We start from the raw sequence: 16414 nt of genomic DNA, 5'->3' as shown, positions 1-16414 counted from the left end.
TCTTCCACACCCAGGGCATCACCCGCATCGAACGGGTCCTGACCGACAACGCCTGGGCCTACCGCAAAGGCCTGGCCTGGAAGAACGTCCTGGCCAACCTCGGCGCCACCGGCAAGCTCACCCGCCCCTACCGGCCCCAGACCAACGGCAAGGTCGAACGCTTCAACCGCACCCTGCTCGACGAATGGGCCTACATCCGGCCCTACACCTCAAACACCGAGCGGACCCAAGCCCTGGCACACTTCCTCCACACCTACAACCACCACCGCAGCCACACCGCACTCAACGGACACCCGCCCATCACCCGCGTCAACAACCCAGCGGGTCAATACAGCTAGGCGCGGAGCGCGTGGAGCGCGGAGGGACGAAGGCCCGGCACGGGGAAGGTGCCGGGCCTTTTCCCTGCCCGCCGGTCCCGCCGGCGGGACCGGCGGGCAGGACGGGGCGGGGCCGGGGGGCCGGGGGGGGAAGGGCGGGGCCGGTGGGCCTACTTCCCCGGCACGCGGAGCAGGATCTTGCCGACGTGGTCGCTGGACTCGACGGCCCGGTGGGCGGCGGCGGCGTCCGGCAGCGGCACGGCCCGGTCGACGACCGGGGTGACCGTGCCCGCCGCGATCAGCGGCCAGACGTGCTCGCGGACGGCCGCCACGACGGCCGCCTTCTCGCCCAGCGGGCGGGACCGCAGCGTGGTCGCCAGCACGGCCGCGCGCTTGGCCATGAGCGCGCCGAGGTTCAACTCGCCCTTGACGCCGCCCTGGAGGCCGATGACGACCAGCCGGCCGTTGACGGCGAGCGCCTTGACGTTCCGCTCCAGGTACTTCGCGCCGACGATGTCCAGGATGACGTCCGCCCCGGCACCGTCCGTCGCCTTGCGCAGCTCCTCGACGAAGTCCTGCTCGCGGTAGTCGATGAGGATGTCCGCGCCCAGCTCGGCGCAGCGCGCCAGCTTCTCCGGGCTGCCCGCGGTGACCGCGACCCGCGCGCCGACCGCCTTGGCGAGCTGGATCGCCATCGTGCCGATGCCGCTCGCCCCGCCGTGCACGAGCAGGGTCTCGCCCGGCCGCAGATGGGCCAGCATGAAGACGTTCGACCAGACCGTGCAGGCGACCTCGGGCAGCGCGGCGGCGGTCACCAGGTCCACGCCCTCGGGCTTCGGGAGCAGCTGCCCGGCCGGGACGACCACCTTCTCGGCGTAACCGCCGCCGACGAGCAGCGCGCACACCTCGTCGCCGACCGACCAGCCGGAGACCCCGGGCCCGATCGCGGCGATCCGGCCGGAGCACTCCAGGCCGGGGTACGGGGAGCTGCCGGGCGGCGGGTCGTAGAAGCCCTGCCGCTGGAGCAGGTCGGCTCGGTTCACGGCGCTCGCCGTCACCTCGACGAGCACCTCGCCCTCGGCGGGCACGGGATCGGGCACCTCGGACCAGACCAGCGCCTCGGGCCCGCCCGGTTCCGGAATCGTGATCGCATACATGGCGGCGAGGCTACTCGCGCCCGGGGCGGGACGGGCCGAACGGGCCCGGACAGCCCCCCGCCAGCCCCCGTCAGCCCGTCAGGCCCCGCCAGCCGCCCCCAGCCCCCGTCAGGCCCTAGTCGTCGCTCGGGGTGGTGAGCGGGGTGACCGGCGCGGCCCGCACGATGGTGATCACACGGTCCGTCAACTGGAGCGGGCTGGCGGCGGGATCGTCGTAACCGAGCAGCCGGTGTCCGCGCAGCACGCTCACCACCAGGTCCTCCGTCTCCCGGACGCTCCGCCCCGCCTCGGCCTTGGTGACCGGGCGTTCCACGAGGTCGAGCCCGGAGCCCTGCTGGATCAGGTCCTCCATCACGGTGCCGGCGCTGGGGCTGAGCACCGACAGGCCGAGCAGCCGTCCGGCGGCGGAGGCGCTGGTGATGACCGCGTCGGCGCCGGACTGGCGCAGCAGCGGCGCGTTCTCCTCCTCACGGACCGCGGCGACGATCTTCGCCGCGCGGTTGAGCTGGCGGGCGGTCAGGGTGACGAGGACGGCGGTGTCGTCGCGCTGGGTGGCGATGACGATCTGACGGGCCCTCTGGACCTCGGCGCGGAGCAGCACATCGCTGCGGGTCGCGTCGCCGATGACGCCGACGAAGCCGTCCGCGTTGGCCGCCTCGATCACCTTGGTCGAAGGGTCCACGATGACGATCTGATCCTTGCGCAGCCCGGTCGCGCAGAGCGTCTGGATCGCCGAACGCCCCTTCGTCCCGAAGCCGACGATGACGGTGTGATCGCGCAAGGCGGACCTCCAGCGTTTCAGCCGGAACTCCTCGCGGGTCCGCTCCGTGAGGACCTCAAGGGTGGTACCGACCAGGATGATCAGGAACAGCACGCGCAGCGGCGTGACCAGCAGGATGTTGGCGAGCCGCGCCGAGTCGCTGTACGGGACGATGTCGCCGTACCCGGTGGTGGAGAGGGTGACGGTCGCGTAGTAGAAGGAGTCGAGGAAGTCGACGGTCCCGTTGGCGTTGTCGTGGTAGCCGTCCCGGTCGATGTAGACGATGAGGACCGTCACGATCAGCACGCCCAGCGCCATCAGCAGGCGCTTCCCGACCTGCCGCAGCGGCTTCTCCACCACCCGCCGGGGCAGCTTGACCTTGGAACCCGAGACCTTCTCATCGGCCTGGCGGGCCATCACGTCCCGGCTGGGAAGTTTCACGTGAAACACACTCCTTGGGCTCCGCCGCCCGCGCCTTCGACCGACTCGACCTGCCAGGGTAGATCCAGTACTTCCAGCGGCTGCCCGGGGCGTGCCCCTCCGGGCGGCACCACGGCCATGCCGTCGGCGGCGGCGATGCCCCGCAGCATCGCGGGCCCGTTGTAGTGCAGGGGCTCCGCCGCCCCATCGCGGACGACGACGGGGACGAGCCGGGTGTCGTACGGATGCCCCGGCACCTCCGCGCCCACGGGCAGCCGGTACGGGGCGGGGCCGGCGCCCGGGGCGGCGTCCGGGCCCGTGAGCGCGCGCAGCAGCGGCGCGGCGAGCGTGAACAGCCCGGAGACGGCGGCGAGCGGGTTGCCGGGCAGCCCGACGAGGTGCCGGCCGTCCGCCAGCCGGGCCAGCAGCATGGGGTGGCCGGGCCGCACCTTCACGCCGTCGACGAGGAGCGTGGCGCCCGCCTTGCCGAGCACGGCGTGGACATGGTCCACGGGACCGGCCGCCGTGCCGCCGGTGCTGATGACCACGTCGGCGGCGGACCCGGTGACCGCCGCGTAGAGGGCCTCGGCGTCGTCGCCGACGTGGCGGGTGGCGAGCACCTCCGCGCCGAGGGCCGCGAGCCAGGGGCCGAGCATCGGGCCGAGGGCGTCCCGGATCAGGCCCTCGTGGGGGAGTCCGTCCGCGAGCAGCTCGTCGCCGAGGACCAGCACCTCCACCCGGGGGCGCGGGCGGACGGCCAGCTCGTCGTAGCCGGCCGCGGCGGCCAGCCCGAGGACCGCGGGGGTCACCGCGCTCCCGGCCGGCAGCAGCGGATCGCCGTCGCGGCACTCCTGGCCCCGGGGCCGGATGTCCTGCCCGTGGACGACCTCGCGCAGGGCGTGCAGCTGCCCGGCCGTGTCGGTGCGGGAGTGCTCGGAGCGGACCACGGCGGTCGCCCCGCGCGGGACGCGCGCCCCGGTCGCGATCCGTACGGCGTCGCCGTCCGCGAGCCCGTCGGCCGGGAGGTGCCCGGCGAGGACGGCGCCCTCGGGGTCGGTCCGCCAGGGGCCGGGCCCGGCGACCGCCCAGCCGTCCATCGCGGAGGTGTCGAAGGAGGGCAGGTCGGTGAGGGCGCGCAGGGGCTCGGCCAGCAGCCGCCCGAGGCCCTGCCCGAGCGGCACCCGGACGGGGCCACGCGCCGCCGCCCCGGCCTGCCCGGCGCGGGCCGCGCGGGCGCGGGCCTCGGGCCAGGGGGTGGCGCGGTGCGCCCCGGGGCGGGGGGAGTCCTCACGGGGCCGGCCGACGAGGGCGAGGGCGTCCTCCACCCCGTCGTCGGGCAGTCGCTCCCGCATCGTCATCCGGCGGCGTCCTGCTCGGCCGCCCAGCGCTGGGCGAGCGCCGCGGCCTTGCGGGCGGCCTCCGCCACGGCCTCGGGCCCGCCGTCGGCCCGGGCCGCCGCGTACCCGACCAGGAAGGTGGTCAGCGGCGCGGCGGGCCGGGCGACACCGTGGGCGGCATCGCGGGCGAGGTCGAGCAGCAGGCTCGTGTCGACGTCCAGGTCCAGGCCCAGCTCGTCCTTGACTGCGGTGATCCATTCATCCAGCACGGTCCCATGCTCCCTGATCCGTGCCCGGGCTGCGGCGATGTCCCCCCAGGTGTCGCAGTCGAAGGCGTCGGAACCCTCCGCGGCCACCCGCGCGAGCGCCAGCCGCCCGGTCACCAGCCGCAGCGGAAGCCCCGCGAGACCGCCCCGCTCCTCCCGGACCTCGCGGACCGCCCGCCCCAGGGCCCGGACCCGGTACGCCGCCACCAACGGCTGCTCCCGCCCCTCCCCGTCGACGAACACCGCCCCGTCCCCGTCCCCCACGGCCGCCACGAGCCGCCCGGCGGCCCCGGGCCCGAAGAACGGCAGATCGGCGGAGAGCACGAGCACGACGGGGCCGCCGGAGGCGGCGCGGGAGACCTCCCCCGCCCCGTCGGCCGCCCCTTCCAAGGCGCTCCGCACCCGGGGATCCGCCTCCGCCAGCCGCCGCAGTCCCGCGTCGAGGGCGGCGAGGGGGCCGCCGCCCGGCGGGTCCTCCCTGGTCCAGGCGACGGGGCGAGAGGTGGTCCGGGGCGCGGCGACGACGACGGTCGTCCCGGCGTCGCGGCAGCCGGCGAGGACCCGGTCGAGCAGGCTCCGCCCGCCGACCCGCACTCCCGGCTTGTCGGCCCCGCCGAGGCGCCGGGCGGCGCCGCCGGCGAGCACGAGGGCGTCGTACTCGATCGTCATCCCAGCAGTATGGTCCGCCGGGACGTGTCCGGGACCCGGCGTGGGGTTGGGTCCCGGACGGAGCCGCCGGGAACCGGCGGGGCCCCGTGCCCCGGTCGGCGTCCGCCCCGGCGGAGTCGTGTCACAGCGTGCGCAGCAGCACCGCCGGATTCTCGACGCAGTCCGCGACGTACCGGAGGAAGCCGCCCGCCGTCCCCCCGTCGCAGACGCGGTGGTCGAAGGTGAGCGACAGCTGCACCACCTGACGTACCGCCAGCTCGCCCCGGTGCACCCACGGCTTGGGGACGATCCGTCCCACGCCGAGCATGGCCGCCTCCGGGTGGTTGATGATCGGCGTGGAGCCGTCGACGCCGAACACCCCGTAGTTGTTCAGGGTGAACGTGCCCCCGGTCAGGTCCGCCGGCGTGAGCGTCCCCTGCCGGGCCGACTCCGTGAGGCGGGCGAACTCGGCGGTCAGCGACTCGGCGGTGCGCCCGCCGGCGTCCTTGACGACGGGGACGACGAGGCCCCGCTCGGTCTGGGCCGCGAAGCCCAGGTGGACCGACGGCAGCCGGACGATCTCCCGCGCGGCCGTGTCCACGGTGGAGTTGAGCTCCGGGAAGCGGGCCAGGGCGTGCGCGCAGATCCGGGCGAGCAGCGCGAGCACGGAGATCTTCGGCCCGCCCGCCGCGTTCATGGCCGCGCGGGCCGCCATGAGTTCGGTGGCGTCGGCGTCGACCCAGCAGGTCGCGTCGGGGATCTCCGTACGGCTGCGGGACAGCTTGCCGGCGACCGCACCGCGCACCCCGCGCAGCGGAATCCGCTCACCGGCGACGGCGCCGGTCCCGCTCGCGACCGGAGGGGCCGGAGCAACCGGAGCGGCGGGGGCGACCGGAGCGGCGGGCGCCGGTACGGACCCGGTCCGGACGGAGAGGGCGTACTGGACGTCCGCGCGCAGGATCAGCCCCTCGGGGCCGGACCCGCGCACCTCCCGCAGGTCGAGCCCCTCGTCGCGGGCCAGCTTCCGCACCAGCGGCGAGATGACGGGCACGGGCCCCGAGGCCACGGCGGGCACGGGCACGGCCTCGGGCACGGCCACCGGCACCGGCACCGGTGCGACGGCCGCGGCGGCGGGCGCCTCCCGGCGGACCCTGCGACGGCGTGCGGCGGGCCCGGCGGTGCCGTACCCGACGAGCACGTTGCCGGAATACTCAGAGGAGACTGCGGAGACTGCGGAGGCGGCGGCCCCGGCGGCATCAGCTGAGGCGGCGGCGGAGGCCGGGGCCGAGGCCCCGAGGGTCCCGGTCCCGCCGGACCCCCCGTCCGCCCCGCCCACCGCGACCGTCAGCAGCGGCGAGCCGACGGGCAGTTCGGTGCCCTCCTCGCCGAAGCGGGCGGTGACCACGCCCCCGTACGGGCAGGGCACCTCCACCATCGCCTTGGCGGTCTCGACCTCGACGACGGGCTGGTCGATGGCGACGACGTCGCCGACGTCCACCAGCCAGCGCACGATCTCGGCCTCGGTGAGCCCCTCGCCGAGGTCGGGCAGCTTGAATTCGAGCACCTGGGCCATCAGCTCCCCGCCTCCCACTGGAGCCGGGCGACCGCGTCCAGGACCCGGTCGACGCCGGGCAGGTGGTGCCGCTCCAGCATCGGCGGCGGGTAGGGGATGTCGAAGCCCGCGACGCGCAGCACCGGCGCCTCCAGGTGGTGGAAGCAGCGCTCGGTGACCCGCGCGGCGATCTCGCCGCCCGGCCCGCCGAAACCGGCCGACTCGTGGACGACGACCGCGCGGCCGGTGCGGCGCACGGACGCGCACACGGTCTCGTCGTCGAAGGGGACAAGCGAGCGCAGGTCGACGACCTCCAGGTCCCAGCCCTCGGCCTGCGCGGCCTCGGCGGCCTCCAGGCAGACCGGCAGGGAGGGGCCGTAGGTGATCAGGGTGGCGCCGGTGCCGCGGCGGCGCACCACGGCCTTGCCGATCGGCTCCACGGCGGCGGGCGCCTCGGGGGACCAGTCGGACTTCGACCAGTAGAGCCGCTTGGGCTCCAGGAAGACGACCGGGTCGTCGGAGGCGATGGCCGCGCGGAGCAGCCCGTAGGCGTCCTCGACGGTCGCCGGGGTGACGACGTGGAGGCCGGGGGTGGCCATGTAGTAGGCCTCGGAGGAGTCGCTGTGGTGCTCGACGCCGCCGATCCCGCCGCCGTACGGCACGCGGACGACGATCGGCATCGGCATCGCGCCCCGGGTGCGGTTGCGCATCCGGGAGACGTGGCTGATGAGCTGCTCGAACGCCGGGTAGGCGAACGCGTCGAACTGCATCTCCACGACCGGCCGCAGCCCGTACATCGCCATGCCGACGGCCGCGCCGAGGATGCCCGCCTCGGCCAGCGGCGTGTCGGTGCAGCGGTCCTCGCCGAACTCCTTGGCGAGCCCGTCGGTGACGCGGAAGACGCCGCCGAGGGTGCCGACGTCCTCGCCCATCACGTGGACGGTCGGGTCCTCGGCCATCGCGTCGCGCATGGCCCGCTGGAGGGCCTGCGCCATGGTGGCCGGCTTGGCCTGCGCCTTGGCGGCGGGCCGCGCGGTCGCGTGGGTGGTCATCCCGCCTCGCTCTCGGCGTCGAGCTCGGCCCGCAGCTGCTCCGCCTGCTCGCGCAGCTGCGCGGTCTTCTCGGCGTACACGTGGGCGAACAGGTCCATCGGGTCCAGCACGGGGTCGGCGTTCATGCGCTCGCGCAGCGCCGCCGCCATCGTCTCGGCGGCCTCGGCCGCCGCCCGCCGGCCGTCCTCGTCGAGGAGTCCGCGCGCGGTCAGCTCCCGCTCCAGGAGGAGGATCGGGTCGTGCGCCCGCCAGGTCTCGACCTCGCCGGCACCGCGGTAGCGGGTGGCGTCGTCGGCGTTGGTGTGGGCGTCGATGCGGTAGGTGACGGCCTCGACGAGGGTGGGCCCGCCGCCGCGCCGCGCGCGGGTCACGGCCTCGGTGAGCACTTGGTGGACGGCGACGGCGTCGTTGCCGTCGACGAGCCGGCCGGGCATCCCGTACCCCACGGCCTTGTGGGCGAGGGACGGCGCCGCGGTCTGCTTGGCGAGCGGCACGGAGATCGCGAAGCCGTTGTTCTGCACGAGGAAGACCACGGGGGCCTGCCACACGGCCGCGAAGTTCAGCGCCTCGTGGAAGTCGCCCTCGCTGGTGCCGCCGTCGCCGACCATGGCGAGGGCGACCACGTCGTCGCCCTTGAGGCGCGCCGCGTGCGCGAGGCCCACCGCGTGGGGGAGCTGGGTGGCGAGCGGCGTGCTGAGCGGCGCTATGCGGTGCTCGCGCGGGTCGTAGCCGGTGTGCCAGTCGCCGCGCAGCAGGGTCAGCGCCTGGACGGGGTCGAGTCCGCGGGCGACCGCTGCGAGCGTGTCGCGGTACGAGGGGAAGAGCCAGTCCCGCTCCTCCAGCGCGAGCGCGGCGGCCACCTCGCAGGCCTCCTGGCCCGTCGTGGAGGGGTACACGGCGAGGCGGCCCTGCTTGGTGAGGGCGGTCGCCTGCGCGTTGTACCGACGGCCGCGGACGAGCTCCGCGTAGAGGCGGCGCAGCAGCTCCGGGTCGGTGTCGGCGACGGCGTCGGTGCCGAGCACGCGCAGCGGCTCGGCGTCCGGCAGCAGCGGGGCGGGGTCCGTGCGGGGCTGCCAGGCCGGCGGCGGGGTGGGCCGGTAGGCGAGAGCGGCACCGGGGGGCTCTTGGACTGTCGAACTGCGCTGTTGCAACGAGTCCACCTCCTCGTGGGAGCGGGCATAAGACCCGAAGGCGGGTGGCGCGGAAATGTGGCGCGCCTCACCTACCGATTGTTCGGTCGAGGAGGCATTTTGGCTACAGGCACCTCCAGCCTGTGGACAAACGGTTCTCCACAGCTTGGGATGAGTGCAGGTCGTCCATGGGAGAGAGGCGGGGGGACATGGCGGATGAACAAATGGCCGACGTCGGGGAGCGCACCATCGACGAGCTCCTGAACGCGCCCCCCGGAGCCGCCCCCTCGGCGGGCGCTCCGGCGGGCCCGGCGGGAGCCTTTCCGGGCCCTGTCGGCCCTGCCATGGTCTCCCCGATACCGCCGCCGCGCCCGCTGGACGCGATCGACCGGGACATCCTGCGCCTGCTCCAGGCGGACGGACGCGCCTCGGTCCGCTCGGTCGCCGAGCGCGTCCACGTCTCCCGCGCCAACGCGTACGCGCGGATCAACCGGCTCATCGACGACGGGGTGATCCGCGGCTTCAGCGCCCGCGTCAACCACGAGCGGGCGGGGCACGGCGCCTCCGCCTACATCACGCTCAAGATCGTCCAGAACTCGTGGCGCACCGTCCGCGAGCAGCTCCAGGCCCTCCCCGGAGCCGCGCACATCGCCCTGGTCAGCGGCGACTTCGACGTCCTGCTGCTGGTGCACACCCCGGACAACCGCACCCTGCGGGAGCTGGTGCTCACCCGGCTCCAGTCCATCCCGGAGGTGCTCTCCACCCGCACCCTGCTGGTCTTCGAGGAGACCGACCTCGACCCGGACCCGAACCACCGCCCCTGACGGGCCCACCGGGCCCACAAAGCCCCCAGTCCCCCAGGCCCCCACTCCCCCAAGGGGGCAGGGGGGTGGGGGGTACGGGGGCCCCGGCCCCCCCCTCAGCGGGCCGTCCGCAGCCCTCCGAAGGCCATCCGCACCACGGTCTCCGCGAGCTGCTCCCGCTCCGCCGGGGCGTCCGGATGCGGCCGGTACCACTCCACCAGCGAGTTGATCATGCCGAAGAGCAGCCGGGTCGCCAGCCGGATGTCCAGATCCGCCCGCAGGTCGCCGTCGGCCGCCGCGGCCTTCAGGAGCTCGGCCACCCGGTGGTCGAACTCCCGGCGGCGCTCCATCGCCCACCGCTCGGTCGACGTGTTGCCCCGCACCCGCAGCAGCAGCGTCACGTACGGGAGCTCCGCGATCAGCACCTCCACCGTGCGCCGGGTCACGTACTCGACCCGCTCCACGGCCCGCCCCCGGCCCGCGCCGGGCTCGTCGAGGACCGCGAAGAGCCCGTCGAGCGCCCGGCTGACCGCGCGCCGCAGCAGCTCCTCCTTGCCCGCCACGTGGTGGTAGATCGAGGACTTCGAGATCCCGGCCGCCTTGGACAGGTGCTCCATGGACGTGCCGTCGTAGCCGCGCTCGTTGAAGACCCGCACGGCGACCGAGAGCAGCGTGTCGGGGGTGTACGTGTCGCGTCGCGCGGTGGTCATCGGCTCTCCTCCGCCTCTGCGGCCTGTTCGTCGGAACCGCGCCGCGCGAGGGCGAGCGACGGCGCGTAGCGACCGGTGGGGTAGCGCTCGTGGAGCGCGCCGAGCAGCGCGGCCAGCCGCCGGTGGCCCGCCTTCGCCGCCCACTCCAGGGGCCCGGCCGGGTAGTTGACGCCGAGCCGCATCGCGGTGTCGACGTCCTCGGCGGAGGCGACGCCCCGGTCGACCGCGTCGGCGGCCAGGTCGGCCAGCATGGCGACCGTACGGGCGACGATCATGCCCGGCACGTCGCCGATCACGGAGACCTTCTTGCCGAGCGCCTGGAAGAGCCCGACGGCCTCCTCCAGGGTCTCGGAAGCGGTCCGCGCGCCGGCCGACAGCACGATCCGGTCCGCCGAGGCGTAGTCGAGGGCGAGGTCGAAGCGGACGACCGTCCCGCCCGGGTGCTCGAACGAGGTCTTCCCGTCGGCCAGGACGAGCCGCCCGCCGCCGGGCAGGGCGATGTGGCCGTCGGCCCCGCCGCGCTCGCGCCGGACCTCGATCCCGGCCCCCTCGAAGAGCTCCGCCAGCACCCGCGCGGGCCCCAGGTCGCCGTGGACGGTGACCGCCGCGGGCGCCTTCGCCGGCGGCGCGGTGTGCGGCTCGGGGCGCGCGGCACCCTCCCCGTAAGGGAACCAGCCGTGCCCCGACTTGCGGCCGAGCCGCCCCGACTCGACCAGCCGCCGCTGCGCGAGCGACGGGGTGAACTTGGGGTCCTGGAAGAAGGACTCCCAGACGGACCGGGTCACGGCCTCGTTGACGTCCTGGCCGATCAGGTCGGTCAGCTCGAAGGGGCCCATCCGGAAGCCGCCGGACCCGCGCAGCGCAGCGTCGATGGTGGCGGGGTCGGCCGCGCCCTCCTCGTGGACGCGCAGCGCCTCCGCGTAGAAGGGGCGGGCGATCCGGTTCACGATGAAACCGGGGGTGTCGGCGCAGCGCACCGGCGTCTTGCCCCAGCGCTTCGCCGTCTCGTACGCGCGCGTGGCGGCGGCCGGGTCCGTGGCGGCGCCGCTGACGATCTCGACCAGCGGCAGCAGCGGGGCGGGGTTGAAGAAGTGCATCCCGACGAAGCGCCCGGGCAGCCGCAGGGCGCCCGCGATGGCGGTGACGGAGAGGGAGGAGGTGTTGGTGGCGAGCACGGTGTCCGCGCCGACGATCCCCTCCAGCTCGGCGAAGAGGCCCTGCTTGACGTCCAGGCGCTCGACGATGGCCTCCACGACCAGGGCGGCGTCGGCCAGCCCCGCGAGCGCGCCCGCGGCGTGCAGGCGGGCGACGGCCGCGTCCCGCTCTCCCGCGGCGAGCCGGCCCTTCGCCACCAGCCGGTCCAGGCGCCCGGCGACGGCCGCCACGGCCTCCCCGGCGCGGCCGGGGACGCTGTCGTACAGGCGGACGGGGTGGCCCGCGAGGAGGGCGACCTGGGCGATGCCCTGGCCCATGGTGCCCGTTCCGACGACGGCGACGGCGCGGCCCGGACCGACGGGCCCGGATCCGTCGGCCGACACCGCGTCGCTCCCCCGGACGGTCGTGTTGGCGGTCATAGGAGTGATCCTCCCCGATGGGTTTTCCACAGGATCGACGGACCCCCTTGTCCCGACCGATCGTTCGGTTACTCTAACTCCGTATGCCTGCCCCTGCCCAGCTCATTGAGGAGTTGCGCCCATGGCCGCCGCTCAGCTGACCACCGACCGTCTGGCCGACAAGCACCGGTCCACCCTCGATCAGGCCCTCGCCACCATCCGCACGCGCGCGTACTGGTCCCCCTACCCGGAGCACCCCAAGGCGTACGGGGAGGACGGCTCGCTCGACGCGGCCGCCGGGCTCGGCGCCTACCAGGCCCTGCTGGACACCCGCTTCGAGCTCGACCAGCCCGGCACCGACGACTGGACCGGCGCGGAGGTCTCGCCGTACGGGCCGGCCCTCGGCATCACGTATCCGCACGCGGACATCGATGTCCTGCTGCCCGCGATGCGCGCCGGCATGGGCGCCTGGCGCGACGCCGGCCCCGAGACCCGCGCCCTGGTCTGCCTGGAGATCCTGGCCCGGATCTCCGCCCGCACCCACGAGTTCGCGCACGCCGTCATGCACACCAGCGGCCAGGCCTTCATGATGGCGTTCCAGGCCGGCGGCCCGCACGCCCAGGACCGCGGCCTGGAGGCCGTGGCGTACGCGTACGAGGAGCAGACCCGCACCCCCGCGGGCCGCGCCGACTGGTCGAAGCCGCAGGGCAAGCGCGACCCCCTGGAGCTGTCCAAGGAGTTCACCCCGGTCGCCCGCGGCATCGCGCTCATGATCGGCTGCAACACCTTCCCGACGTGGAACGGCTATCCGGGCCTGTTCGCCTCCCTGGCCACGGGCAACCCGGTCCTGGTCAAGCCGCACCCCCGTGCGGTCCTCCCGCTGGCCCTCACGGTCCGGGTCGCCCGCGAGGTCCTCGCCGAGGCCGGCTTCGACCCGAACCTGGTGGCGCTCGCCGCCGAGCGCCCCGGCGAGGGCATCGCCAAGACGCTCGCCGTCCGCCCCGAGATCCGCATCATCGACTACACGGGCTCGACCGCCTTCGGCGACTGGCTGGAGGCCAACGCCCGCCAGGCGCAGGTCTACACGGAGAAGGCCGGGGTCAACACGGTGGTCGTCGACTCCACCGACGACTACAAGGGCATGCTGTCCAACCTGGCGTTCTCGCTGTCCCTGTACAGCGGCCAGATGTGCACCACCCCGCAGAATCTGCTGATCCCCCGCGAGGGCGTCACCACCGACCAGGGCCCGAAGTCGTACGACGAGGTCGTCGCCGACCTCGCGGGCGCGGTCGGCGGCCTGCTCGGCGACGACGCGCGGGCGAACGCGCTGCTCGGCGCCCTGGTCAACCCGGACGTGAAGGCGCGCCTGGAGGCCGCGGCGGGCCTGGGCGAGGTCGCGCTGGCCTCGCGCGAGGTGGCGAACCCGGACTTCCCCGAGGCCGTCGTGCGCACCCCCGTCATCGTGAAGCTGGACGGCTCCAAGCCGGACGCGGAGGCGGCGTACTTCTCCGAGTGCTTCGGCCCGGTCTCCTTCGCCGTCTCGGTCGACTCGACCGCCGACGCGCTGGAGCTGCTGCGGCGCACGGTCCGCGAGAAGGGCGCGATGACGGTCGGCGCGTACACGACCTCGGCCGAGACCGAGCGGGCCGTCGAGGAGGTCTGCCTGGAGGAGTCGGCGCAGCTCTCGCTGAACCTGACGGGCGGCGTCTATGTGAACCAGACGGCGGCGTTCTCCGACTTCCACGGCTCCGGCGGCAACCCGGCGGCGAACGCGGCGCTGTGCGACGGCGCCTTCGTCTCCAACCGCTTCCGCGTGGTGGAGGTCCGCCGCCAGGCGTGACCGACGGGCCGGCCCGGCCCGCCCGGCCGACGGGTCGGGCGGTCCGGTCCCGCCGACCGGCCGACCCGACCCGGCCGTCTCAGCCGTCTCAGCCGTCGATGACCGCGTACCGCTGCACCCACGCGTGCATGGCGACCGCGGCCGCCGCCCCCGCGTTGATGGAGCGGGTGGAGCCGAACTGGGCGATCGAGCAGACCATCGCCGCGTGCTTCCGGGCCTCCTCGGTGAGGCCCGGACCCTCCTGGCCGAACAGCAGCACGCAGCGGCGCGGCAGCACGGTCCGCTCCAGCGGCACCGAGCCCGGGAGGTTGTCGATGCCGATGATCGGCAGGTTCTCGGCCGCCGCCCAGGCCGTCAGCGACTCGGTGTCCGGGTGGTGGCGCACGTGCTGGTAGCGGTCGGTGACCATGGCGCCGCGCCGGTTCCAGCGCCGCCGCCCCACGATGTGGATCTCCTTGGCGAGGAAGGCGTTGGCGGTCCGCACCACGGACCCGATGTTGAAGTCGTGGCCCCAGTTCTCCACGGCCACGTGGAAGTCGTGGCGGCGGGTGTCGAGGTCCTCGACGATCGCCTCCCGCGTCCAGTAGCGGTAGCGGTCGACGACGTTGCGCCGGTCACCGCCGGCCAGCAGCTCGGGGTCGTAGCGCCCGCCCCGCGGCCAGGGCTCCGGGTGCGGCCCGACGCCGACCTCGGGGGCGAAGCCCTCGTCGTACTGGACCGGCTCGTTCTGCTGTTCCTCGGCGCTGCTCACCCGACGAGGGTACGGGGAGGCGGCACGGGCACCGGCTCCGAGGACGGCCGCCCCCTCCGCAGCAGCCGGTCCCGGCCGCGCGCCGCCCGCGCGCCCAGCCAGACCAGGAACGCCGTGGGCAGGAACACCGCGTCGGCGGAGATCATCGCGAGCGAGAAGAAGGGCAGCCCCAGCAGGAGGGCGATGCCCGTGTGCTCCAGCATCATCACCGCGAGCAGGACGTTCTTGACCTTGCGGTGGAAGAGCGTGAAGGGGAAGGCGACCTGGACGATCACCGTGCCGTAGGTCAGCAGCAGCACCATCAGGCCGCTGGAGCCCAGCAGGTCGGAGAGCGCGGGCCAGGGGGAGAAGTAGTCGAGCTTGAGCGGGTAGTACAGCGCCGTGCCGTCCTGCCAGCGCGAGCCCTGCACCTTGTACCAGCCCGCCGTCGCGTAGATCAGGCAGACCTCGGCCATGATCACGACGAGGGCGGCGTTGTGGGTGAGGTTGGCGATCACGTCGAGCAGGGTGCGCGGCTCGTCGGCGGCGTAGCGGCACACCAGCCACCACAGCCCCTGCCCCAGCCACAGCACCCACATCAGCACCACGAGCCACCATTCGCCGGTGACGTCGGAGAACCAGGTGGCGCCCATCAGGAGCGTGCCGAGCACCGTCCACAGCAGGGGCCCCACGAGGTCCCGCTCCGGTGCGTCCCCGGCGCCGTCCCGCGCGCGCCGCGCCGCCCGGCGGGCGTCGAGCGACCAGACCCGGCCGCAGCGGGTGAGGACGAGGTAGAGCGCCATGATGTGGACGACGTTGTCGCCGCCGTCGCCCATGAAGATGGACCGGTTCTGCAGGGACAGCACGCCGGCCATGAAGACGACGGACACGGCCCGGGTGTGCCAGCCGAGCAACAGCAGCACGGAGGAGAGCACCGCGAGCCCGTAGACGACCTCGAACCACAGCCGCCCGTCCGACCACAGCAGGGCGGTGAAGGCGTGGTTGTCGGCGACCAGCCGACGGCCCATCTCCCAGGACCAGGGGCCGTCGGGCCCGTACAGCTCCAGCCGGTGCGGCCACTCGCGCAGCAGGAACAGCAGCCAGGTCAGGGAGAAGCCGATCCGGACGATCGCCGTCTGGTACGGGCCGAGGGCCTCGGCCGTGACCTTCTGGACGCCCCGGGCGAGCCGCCGTTCGAAGGGGACACGGGGCTGCGCGGGCGCAGCGGGGGTGGGGCTCATCGGCCCGCCTCCGTACGGTCGGCATCGGTGATCCGCCACCACGGGTAGCTGCGGAAGGACGGCTCGGTGCCGTTCTTCTCGCCGCTCCACGAGGGCGACGGGACGGGGCGGGTCACGGAGCGCAGCTGGACCTTCTCGACCGTGCCGCCGAGCCGCTGCCCGTCGAGGCGCAGCATCACGATCCGCCGCATGTAGCTCTCGGAGAGCTCGCCGCGCGTCCCGTTGGCCCGGTGGTCGTCGGTGTGGGTGTTCAGATAGAAGTCCCAGGCCCGGCGGAGCTCGTTCTGCTCGGTGTGGCTCGGCAGCAGGCTGCCGCGGATGGCCGCCGCGTCCTGGGCCGTGAGGTCGATCCAGCCGGTCGTCCGGCGCCCGCCGTCGCCGTTCACCTGGGCGCGGACCTGGACGCCGATGTTCTGCTGGAGGGGGTTGGGGGCGAAGAGCTTCCAGTTCTGCTCGAACTCGGGGTAGATCCAGTCGTCGACGGCCTCGCCGTGCTGCTTGGTCAGCGTGTTCGACGGGGCGACGTGCAGGAACACCATCGCGAGGTGCACACAGGCGAAGACGCCGAGCACGGCGAGCGCGACGGCGGCGGCCACCTGGTACGGCAGGGAGAGAGCCGCGATGCCGGCCACCGGGCGGGGGGCGGAGGGGCCCCCGGGTCCTTGGGCCGGGGGCTCGTCGCCCTGCCCGGCCGGGGACTCGTCCCCGTGCCCGGCCGACGGCCCGTCCGCCCGCCCTCCGGCCTGCGCGGACGACGGCCCGTCCGCCTGCCCGGCCGCCCCGCCAGGGTCCTCGCGCACGCCCCCGTCGTCGTACGAGTCCATCGCGCCCCGCTCCCGATCGGCCCAAGCACTTATCCACAGAGGTTGACACCATACGGGCCGCCGAACGACCATTG

At 74.5% G+C, this 16414-nt stretch carries 15 protein-coding genes; 3 read left to right on the top strand and 12 right to left on the bottom strand.

Annotated elements, in window-relative coordinates; all coding sequences use genetic code 11:
- Nucleotides 1-338: integrase core domain-containing protein (locus ACZ6J5_RS25620; protein WP_469395213.1), on the top strand; the 338-nt coding region annotated here is incomplete at its 5' end.
- Between the two features lie 149 nt (nucleotides 339-487).
- On the opposite strand, the gene ACZ6J5_RS25615 is transcribed toward ACZ6J5_RS25620, so the two are convergent.
- The 7 genes from ACZ6J5_RS25615 to pdhA all read right to left on the bottom strand — a co-directional run bounded on the left by ACZ6J5_RS25615 (nucleotide 488) and on the right by pdhA (nucleotide 8669).
- A complete protein-coding gene (locus ACZ6J5_RS25615; protein ID WP_469395211.1) occupies nucleotides 488-1474 on the bottom strand; it encodes an NAD(P)H-quinone oxidoreductase in 987 nt (328 codons plus the stop codon).
- Nucleotides 1475-1589: 115 nt separating this feature from the next.
- The gene (locus ACZ6J5_RS25610) at nucleotides 1590-2675 is read right to left on the bottom strand and encodes a potassium channel family protein (RefSeq protein ID WP_469395209.1); all 1086 of its coding nucleotides are present in this window, start codon (nucleotides 2673-2675) and stop codon (nucleotides 1590-1592) included.
- The gene (locus ACZ6J5_RS25605; RefSeq protein ID WP_469395207.1) at nucleotides 2672-4012 is read right to left on the bottom strand and encodes a molybdopterin molybdotransferase MoeA; all 1341 of its coding nucleotides are present in this window, start codon (nucleotides 4010-4012) and stop codon (nucleotides 2672-2674) included. The genes ACZ6J5_RS25610 and ACZ6J5_RS25605 overlap by 4 nt, the downstream gene beginning before the upstream one ends.
- Nucleotides 4009-4926 carry a DUF6457 domain-containing protein gene (locus tag ACZ6J5_RS25600; protein ID WP_469395205.1) on the bottom strand — a complete coding sequence of 306 codons (918 nt, stop codon included), beginning with the start codon at nucleotides 4924-4926 and terminating at the stop codon, nucleotides 4009-4011. The genes ACZ6J5_RS25605 and ACZ6J5_RS25600 overlap by 4 nt, the downstream gene beginning before the upstream one ends.
- Nucleotides 4927-5047: 121 nt before the next feature.
- Nucleotides 5048-6478, bottom strand: coding sequence for a dihydrolipoamide acetyltransferase family protein (locus ACZ6J5_RS25595; protein ID WP_469395203.1), 1431 nt, complete (start codon nucleotides 6476-6478; stop codon nucleotides 5048-5050).
- Nucleotides 6478-7509 carry an alpha-ketoacid dehydrogenase subunit beta gene (locus tag ACZ6J5_RS25590; RefSeq protein WP_362467563.1) on the bottom strand — a complete coding sequence of 344 codons (1032 nt, stop codon included), beginning with the start codon at nucleotides 7507-7509 and terminating at the stop codon, nucleotides 6478-6480. Before ACZ6J5_RS25590 ends, ACZ6J5_RS25595 begins: the two co-directional genes overlap by 1 nt.
- Nucleotides 7506-8669 (bottom strand): pyruvate dehydrogenase (acetyl-transferring) E1 component subunit alpha, encoded by a 1164-nt coding sequence (gene pdhA, locus ACZ6J5_RS25585; RefSeq protein ID WP_469395201.1) that lies wholly within the window; start codon nucleotides 8667-8669, stop codon nucleotides 7506-7508. The genes ACZ6J5_RS25590 and pdhA overlap by 4 nt, the downstream gene beginning before the upstream one ends.
- Before the next feature lie 194 nt (nucleotides 8670-8863).
- On the opposite strand from pdhA, the gene ACZ6J5_RS25580 reads away from it, so the two are divergent.
- Nucleotides 8864-9463 carry an Lrp/AsnC family transcriptional regulator gene (locus tag ACZ6J5_RS25580; protein ID WP_469395242.1) on the top strand — a complete coding sequence of 200 codons (600 nt, stop codon included), beginning with the start codon at nucleotides 8864-8866 and terminating at the stop codon, nucleotides 9461-9463.
- A gap of 95 nt (nucleotides 9464-9558) precedes the next feature.
- Here the strand turns inward: ACZ6J5_RS25580 and ACZ6J5_RS25575 are convergent, their stop codons facing one another.
- Together ACZ6J5_RS25575 and ACZ6J5_RS25570 are read right to left on the bottom strand one after the other, a co-directional pair.
- Nucleotides 9559-10152 (bottom strand): TetR/AcrR family transcriptional regulator, encoded by a 594-nt coding sequence (locus ACZ6J5_RS25575; protein ID WP_469395200.1) that lies wholly within the window; start codon nucleotides 10150-10152, stop codon nucleotides 9559-9561.
- Complete coding sequence (locus tag ACZ6J5_RS25570; protein ID WP_469395198.1) at nucleotides 10149-11726, bottom strand: 3-hydroxyacyl-CoA dehydrogenase; 1578 nt, start codon at nucleotides 11724-11726, stop codon at nucleotides 10149-10151. The genes ACZ6J5_RS25575 and ACZ6J5_RS25570 overlap by 4 nt, the downstream gene beginning before the upstream one ends.
- Before the next feature lie 121 nt (nucleotides 11727-11847).
- Here ACZ6J5_RS25570 and paaN point away from each other — a divergent pair, with 121 nt between their 5' ends.
- On the top strand, nucleotides 11848-13545 hold the full coding sequence (paaN, locus tag ACZ6J5_RS25565) for a phenylacetic acid degradation protein PaaN (protein WP_469395196.1): 1698 nt from the start codon (nucleotides 11848-11850) through the stop codon (nucleotides 13543-13545).
- A gap of 88 nt (nucleotides 13546-13633) precedes the next feature.
- On the opposite strand, the gene ACZ6J5_RS25560 is transcribed toward paaN, so the two are convergent.
- From ACZ6J5_RS25560 to ACZ6J5_RS25550, 3 genes are read right to left on the bottom strand one after another with little or no spacing between them, the layout of a single operon-like run.
- Nucleotides 13634-14296 (bottom strand): TrmH family RNA methyltransferase, encoded by a 663-nt coding sequence (locus tag ACZ6J5_RS25560; protein ID WP_469395194.1) that lies wholly within the window; start codon nucleotides 14294-14296, stop codon nucleotides 13634-13636.
- Nucleotides 14293-15516, bottom strand: coding sequence for an HTTM domain-containing protein (locus ACZ6J5_RS25555; protein WP_469395192.1), 1224 nt, complete (start codon nucleotides 15514-15516; stop codon nucleotides 14293-14295). Before ACZ6J5_RS25555 ends, ACZ6J5_RS25560 begins: the two co-directional genes overlap by 4 nt.
- Nucleotides 15513-16340 carry a DUF5819 family protein gene (locus ACZ6J5_RS25550; protein ID WP_469395190.1) on the bottom strand — a complete coding sequence of 276 codons (828 nt, stop codon included), beginning with the start codon at nucleotides 16338-16340 and terminating at the stop codon, nucleotides 15513-15515. Before ACZ6J5_RS25550 ends, ACZ6J5_RS25555 begins: the two co-directional genes overlap by 4 nt.
- Nucleotides 16341-16414: the final 74 nt, after the last annotated feature.

Source organism: Streptomyces sp. NPDC042100, assembly GCF_055582325.1.
Note: the sequence above shows the minus strand (reverse complement) of the source record. Positions and strands in the feature narration are given on the sequence as shown.

What these genes read in the sequence shown, in the direction of transcription:
- ACZ6J5_RS25595 (WP_469395203.1), bottom strand. Translation starts at nt 6,478, where the DNA reads ATGGCCCAGGTGCTCGAATTCAAGCTGCCCGACCTCGGCGAGGGGCTC.
- ACZ6J5_RS25590 (WP_362467563.1), bottom strand. Translation starts at nt 7,509, where the DNA reads ATGACCACCCACGCGACCGCGCGGCCCGCCGCCAAGGCGCAGGCCAAG.
- ACZ6J5_RS25580 (WP_469395242.1), top strand. Translation starts at nt 8,864, where the DNA reads ATGGCCGACGTCGGGGAGCGCACCATCGACGAGCTCCTGAACGCGCCC.
- ACZ6J5_RS25615 (WP_469395211.1), bottom strand. Translation starts at nt 1,474, where the DNA reads ATGTATGCGATCACGATTCCGGAACCGGGCGGGCCCGAGGCGCTGGTC.
- ACZ6J5_RS25555 (WP_469395192.1), bottom strand. Translation starts at nt 15,516, where the DNA reads ATGAGCCCCACCCCCGCTGCGCCCGCGCAGCCCCGTGTCCCCTTCGAA.
- ACZ6J5_RS25550 (WP_469395190.1), bottom strand. Translation starts at nt 16,340, where the DNA reads ATGGACTCGTACGACGACGGGGGCGTGCGCGAGGACCCTGGCGGGGCG.
- paaN (WP_469395196.1), top strand. Translation starts at nt 11,848, where the DNA reads ATGGCCGCCGCTCAGCTGACCACCGACCGTCTGGCCGACAAGCACCGG.
- ACZ6J5_RS25600 (WP_469395205.1), bottom strand. Translation starts at nt 4,926, where the DNA reads ATGACGATCGAGTACGACGCCCTCGTGCTCGCCGGCGGCGCCGCCCGG.
- ACZ6J5_RS25570 (WP_469395198.1), bottom strand. Translation starts at nt 11,726, where the DNA reads ATGACCGCCAACACGACCGTCCGGGGGAGCGACGCGGTGTCGGCCGAC.
- ACZ6J5_RS25575 (WP_469395200.1), bottom strand. Translation starts at nt 10,152, where the DNA reads ATGACCACCGCGCGACGCGACACGTACACCCCCGACACGCTGCTCTCG.
- ACZ6J5_RS25605 (WP_469395207.1), bottom strand. Translation starts at nt 4,012, where the DNA reads ATGACGATGCGGGAGCGACTGCCCGACGACGGGGTGGAGGACGCCCTC.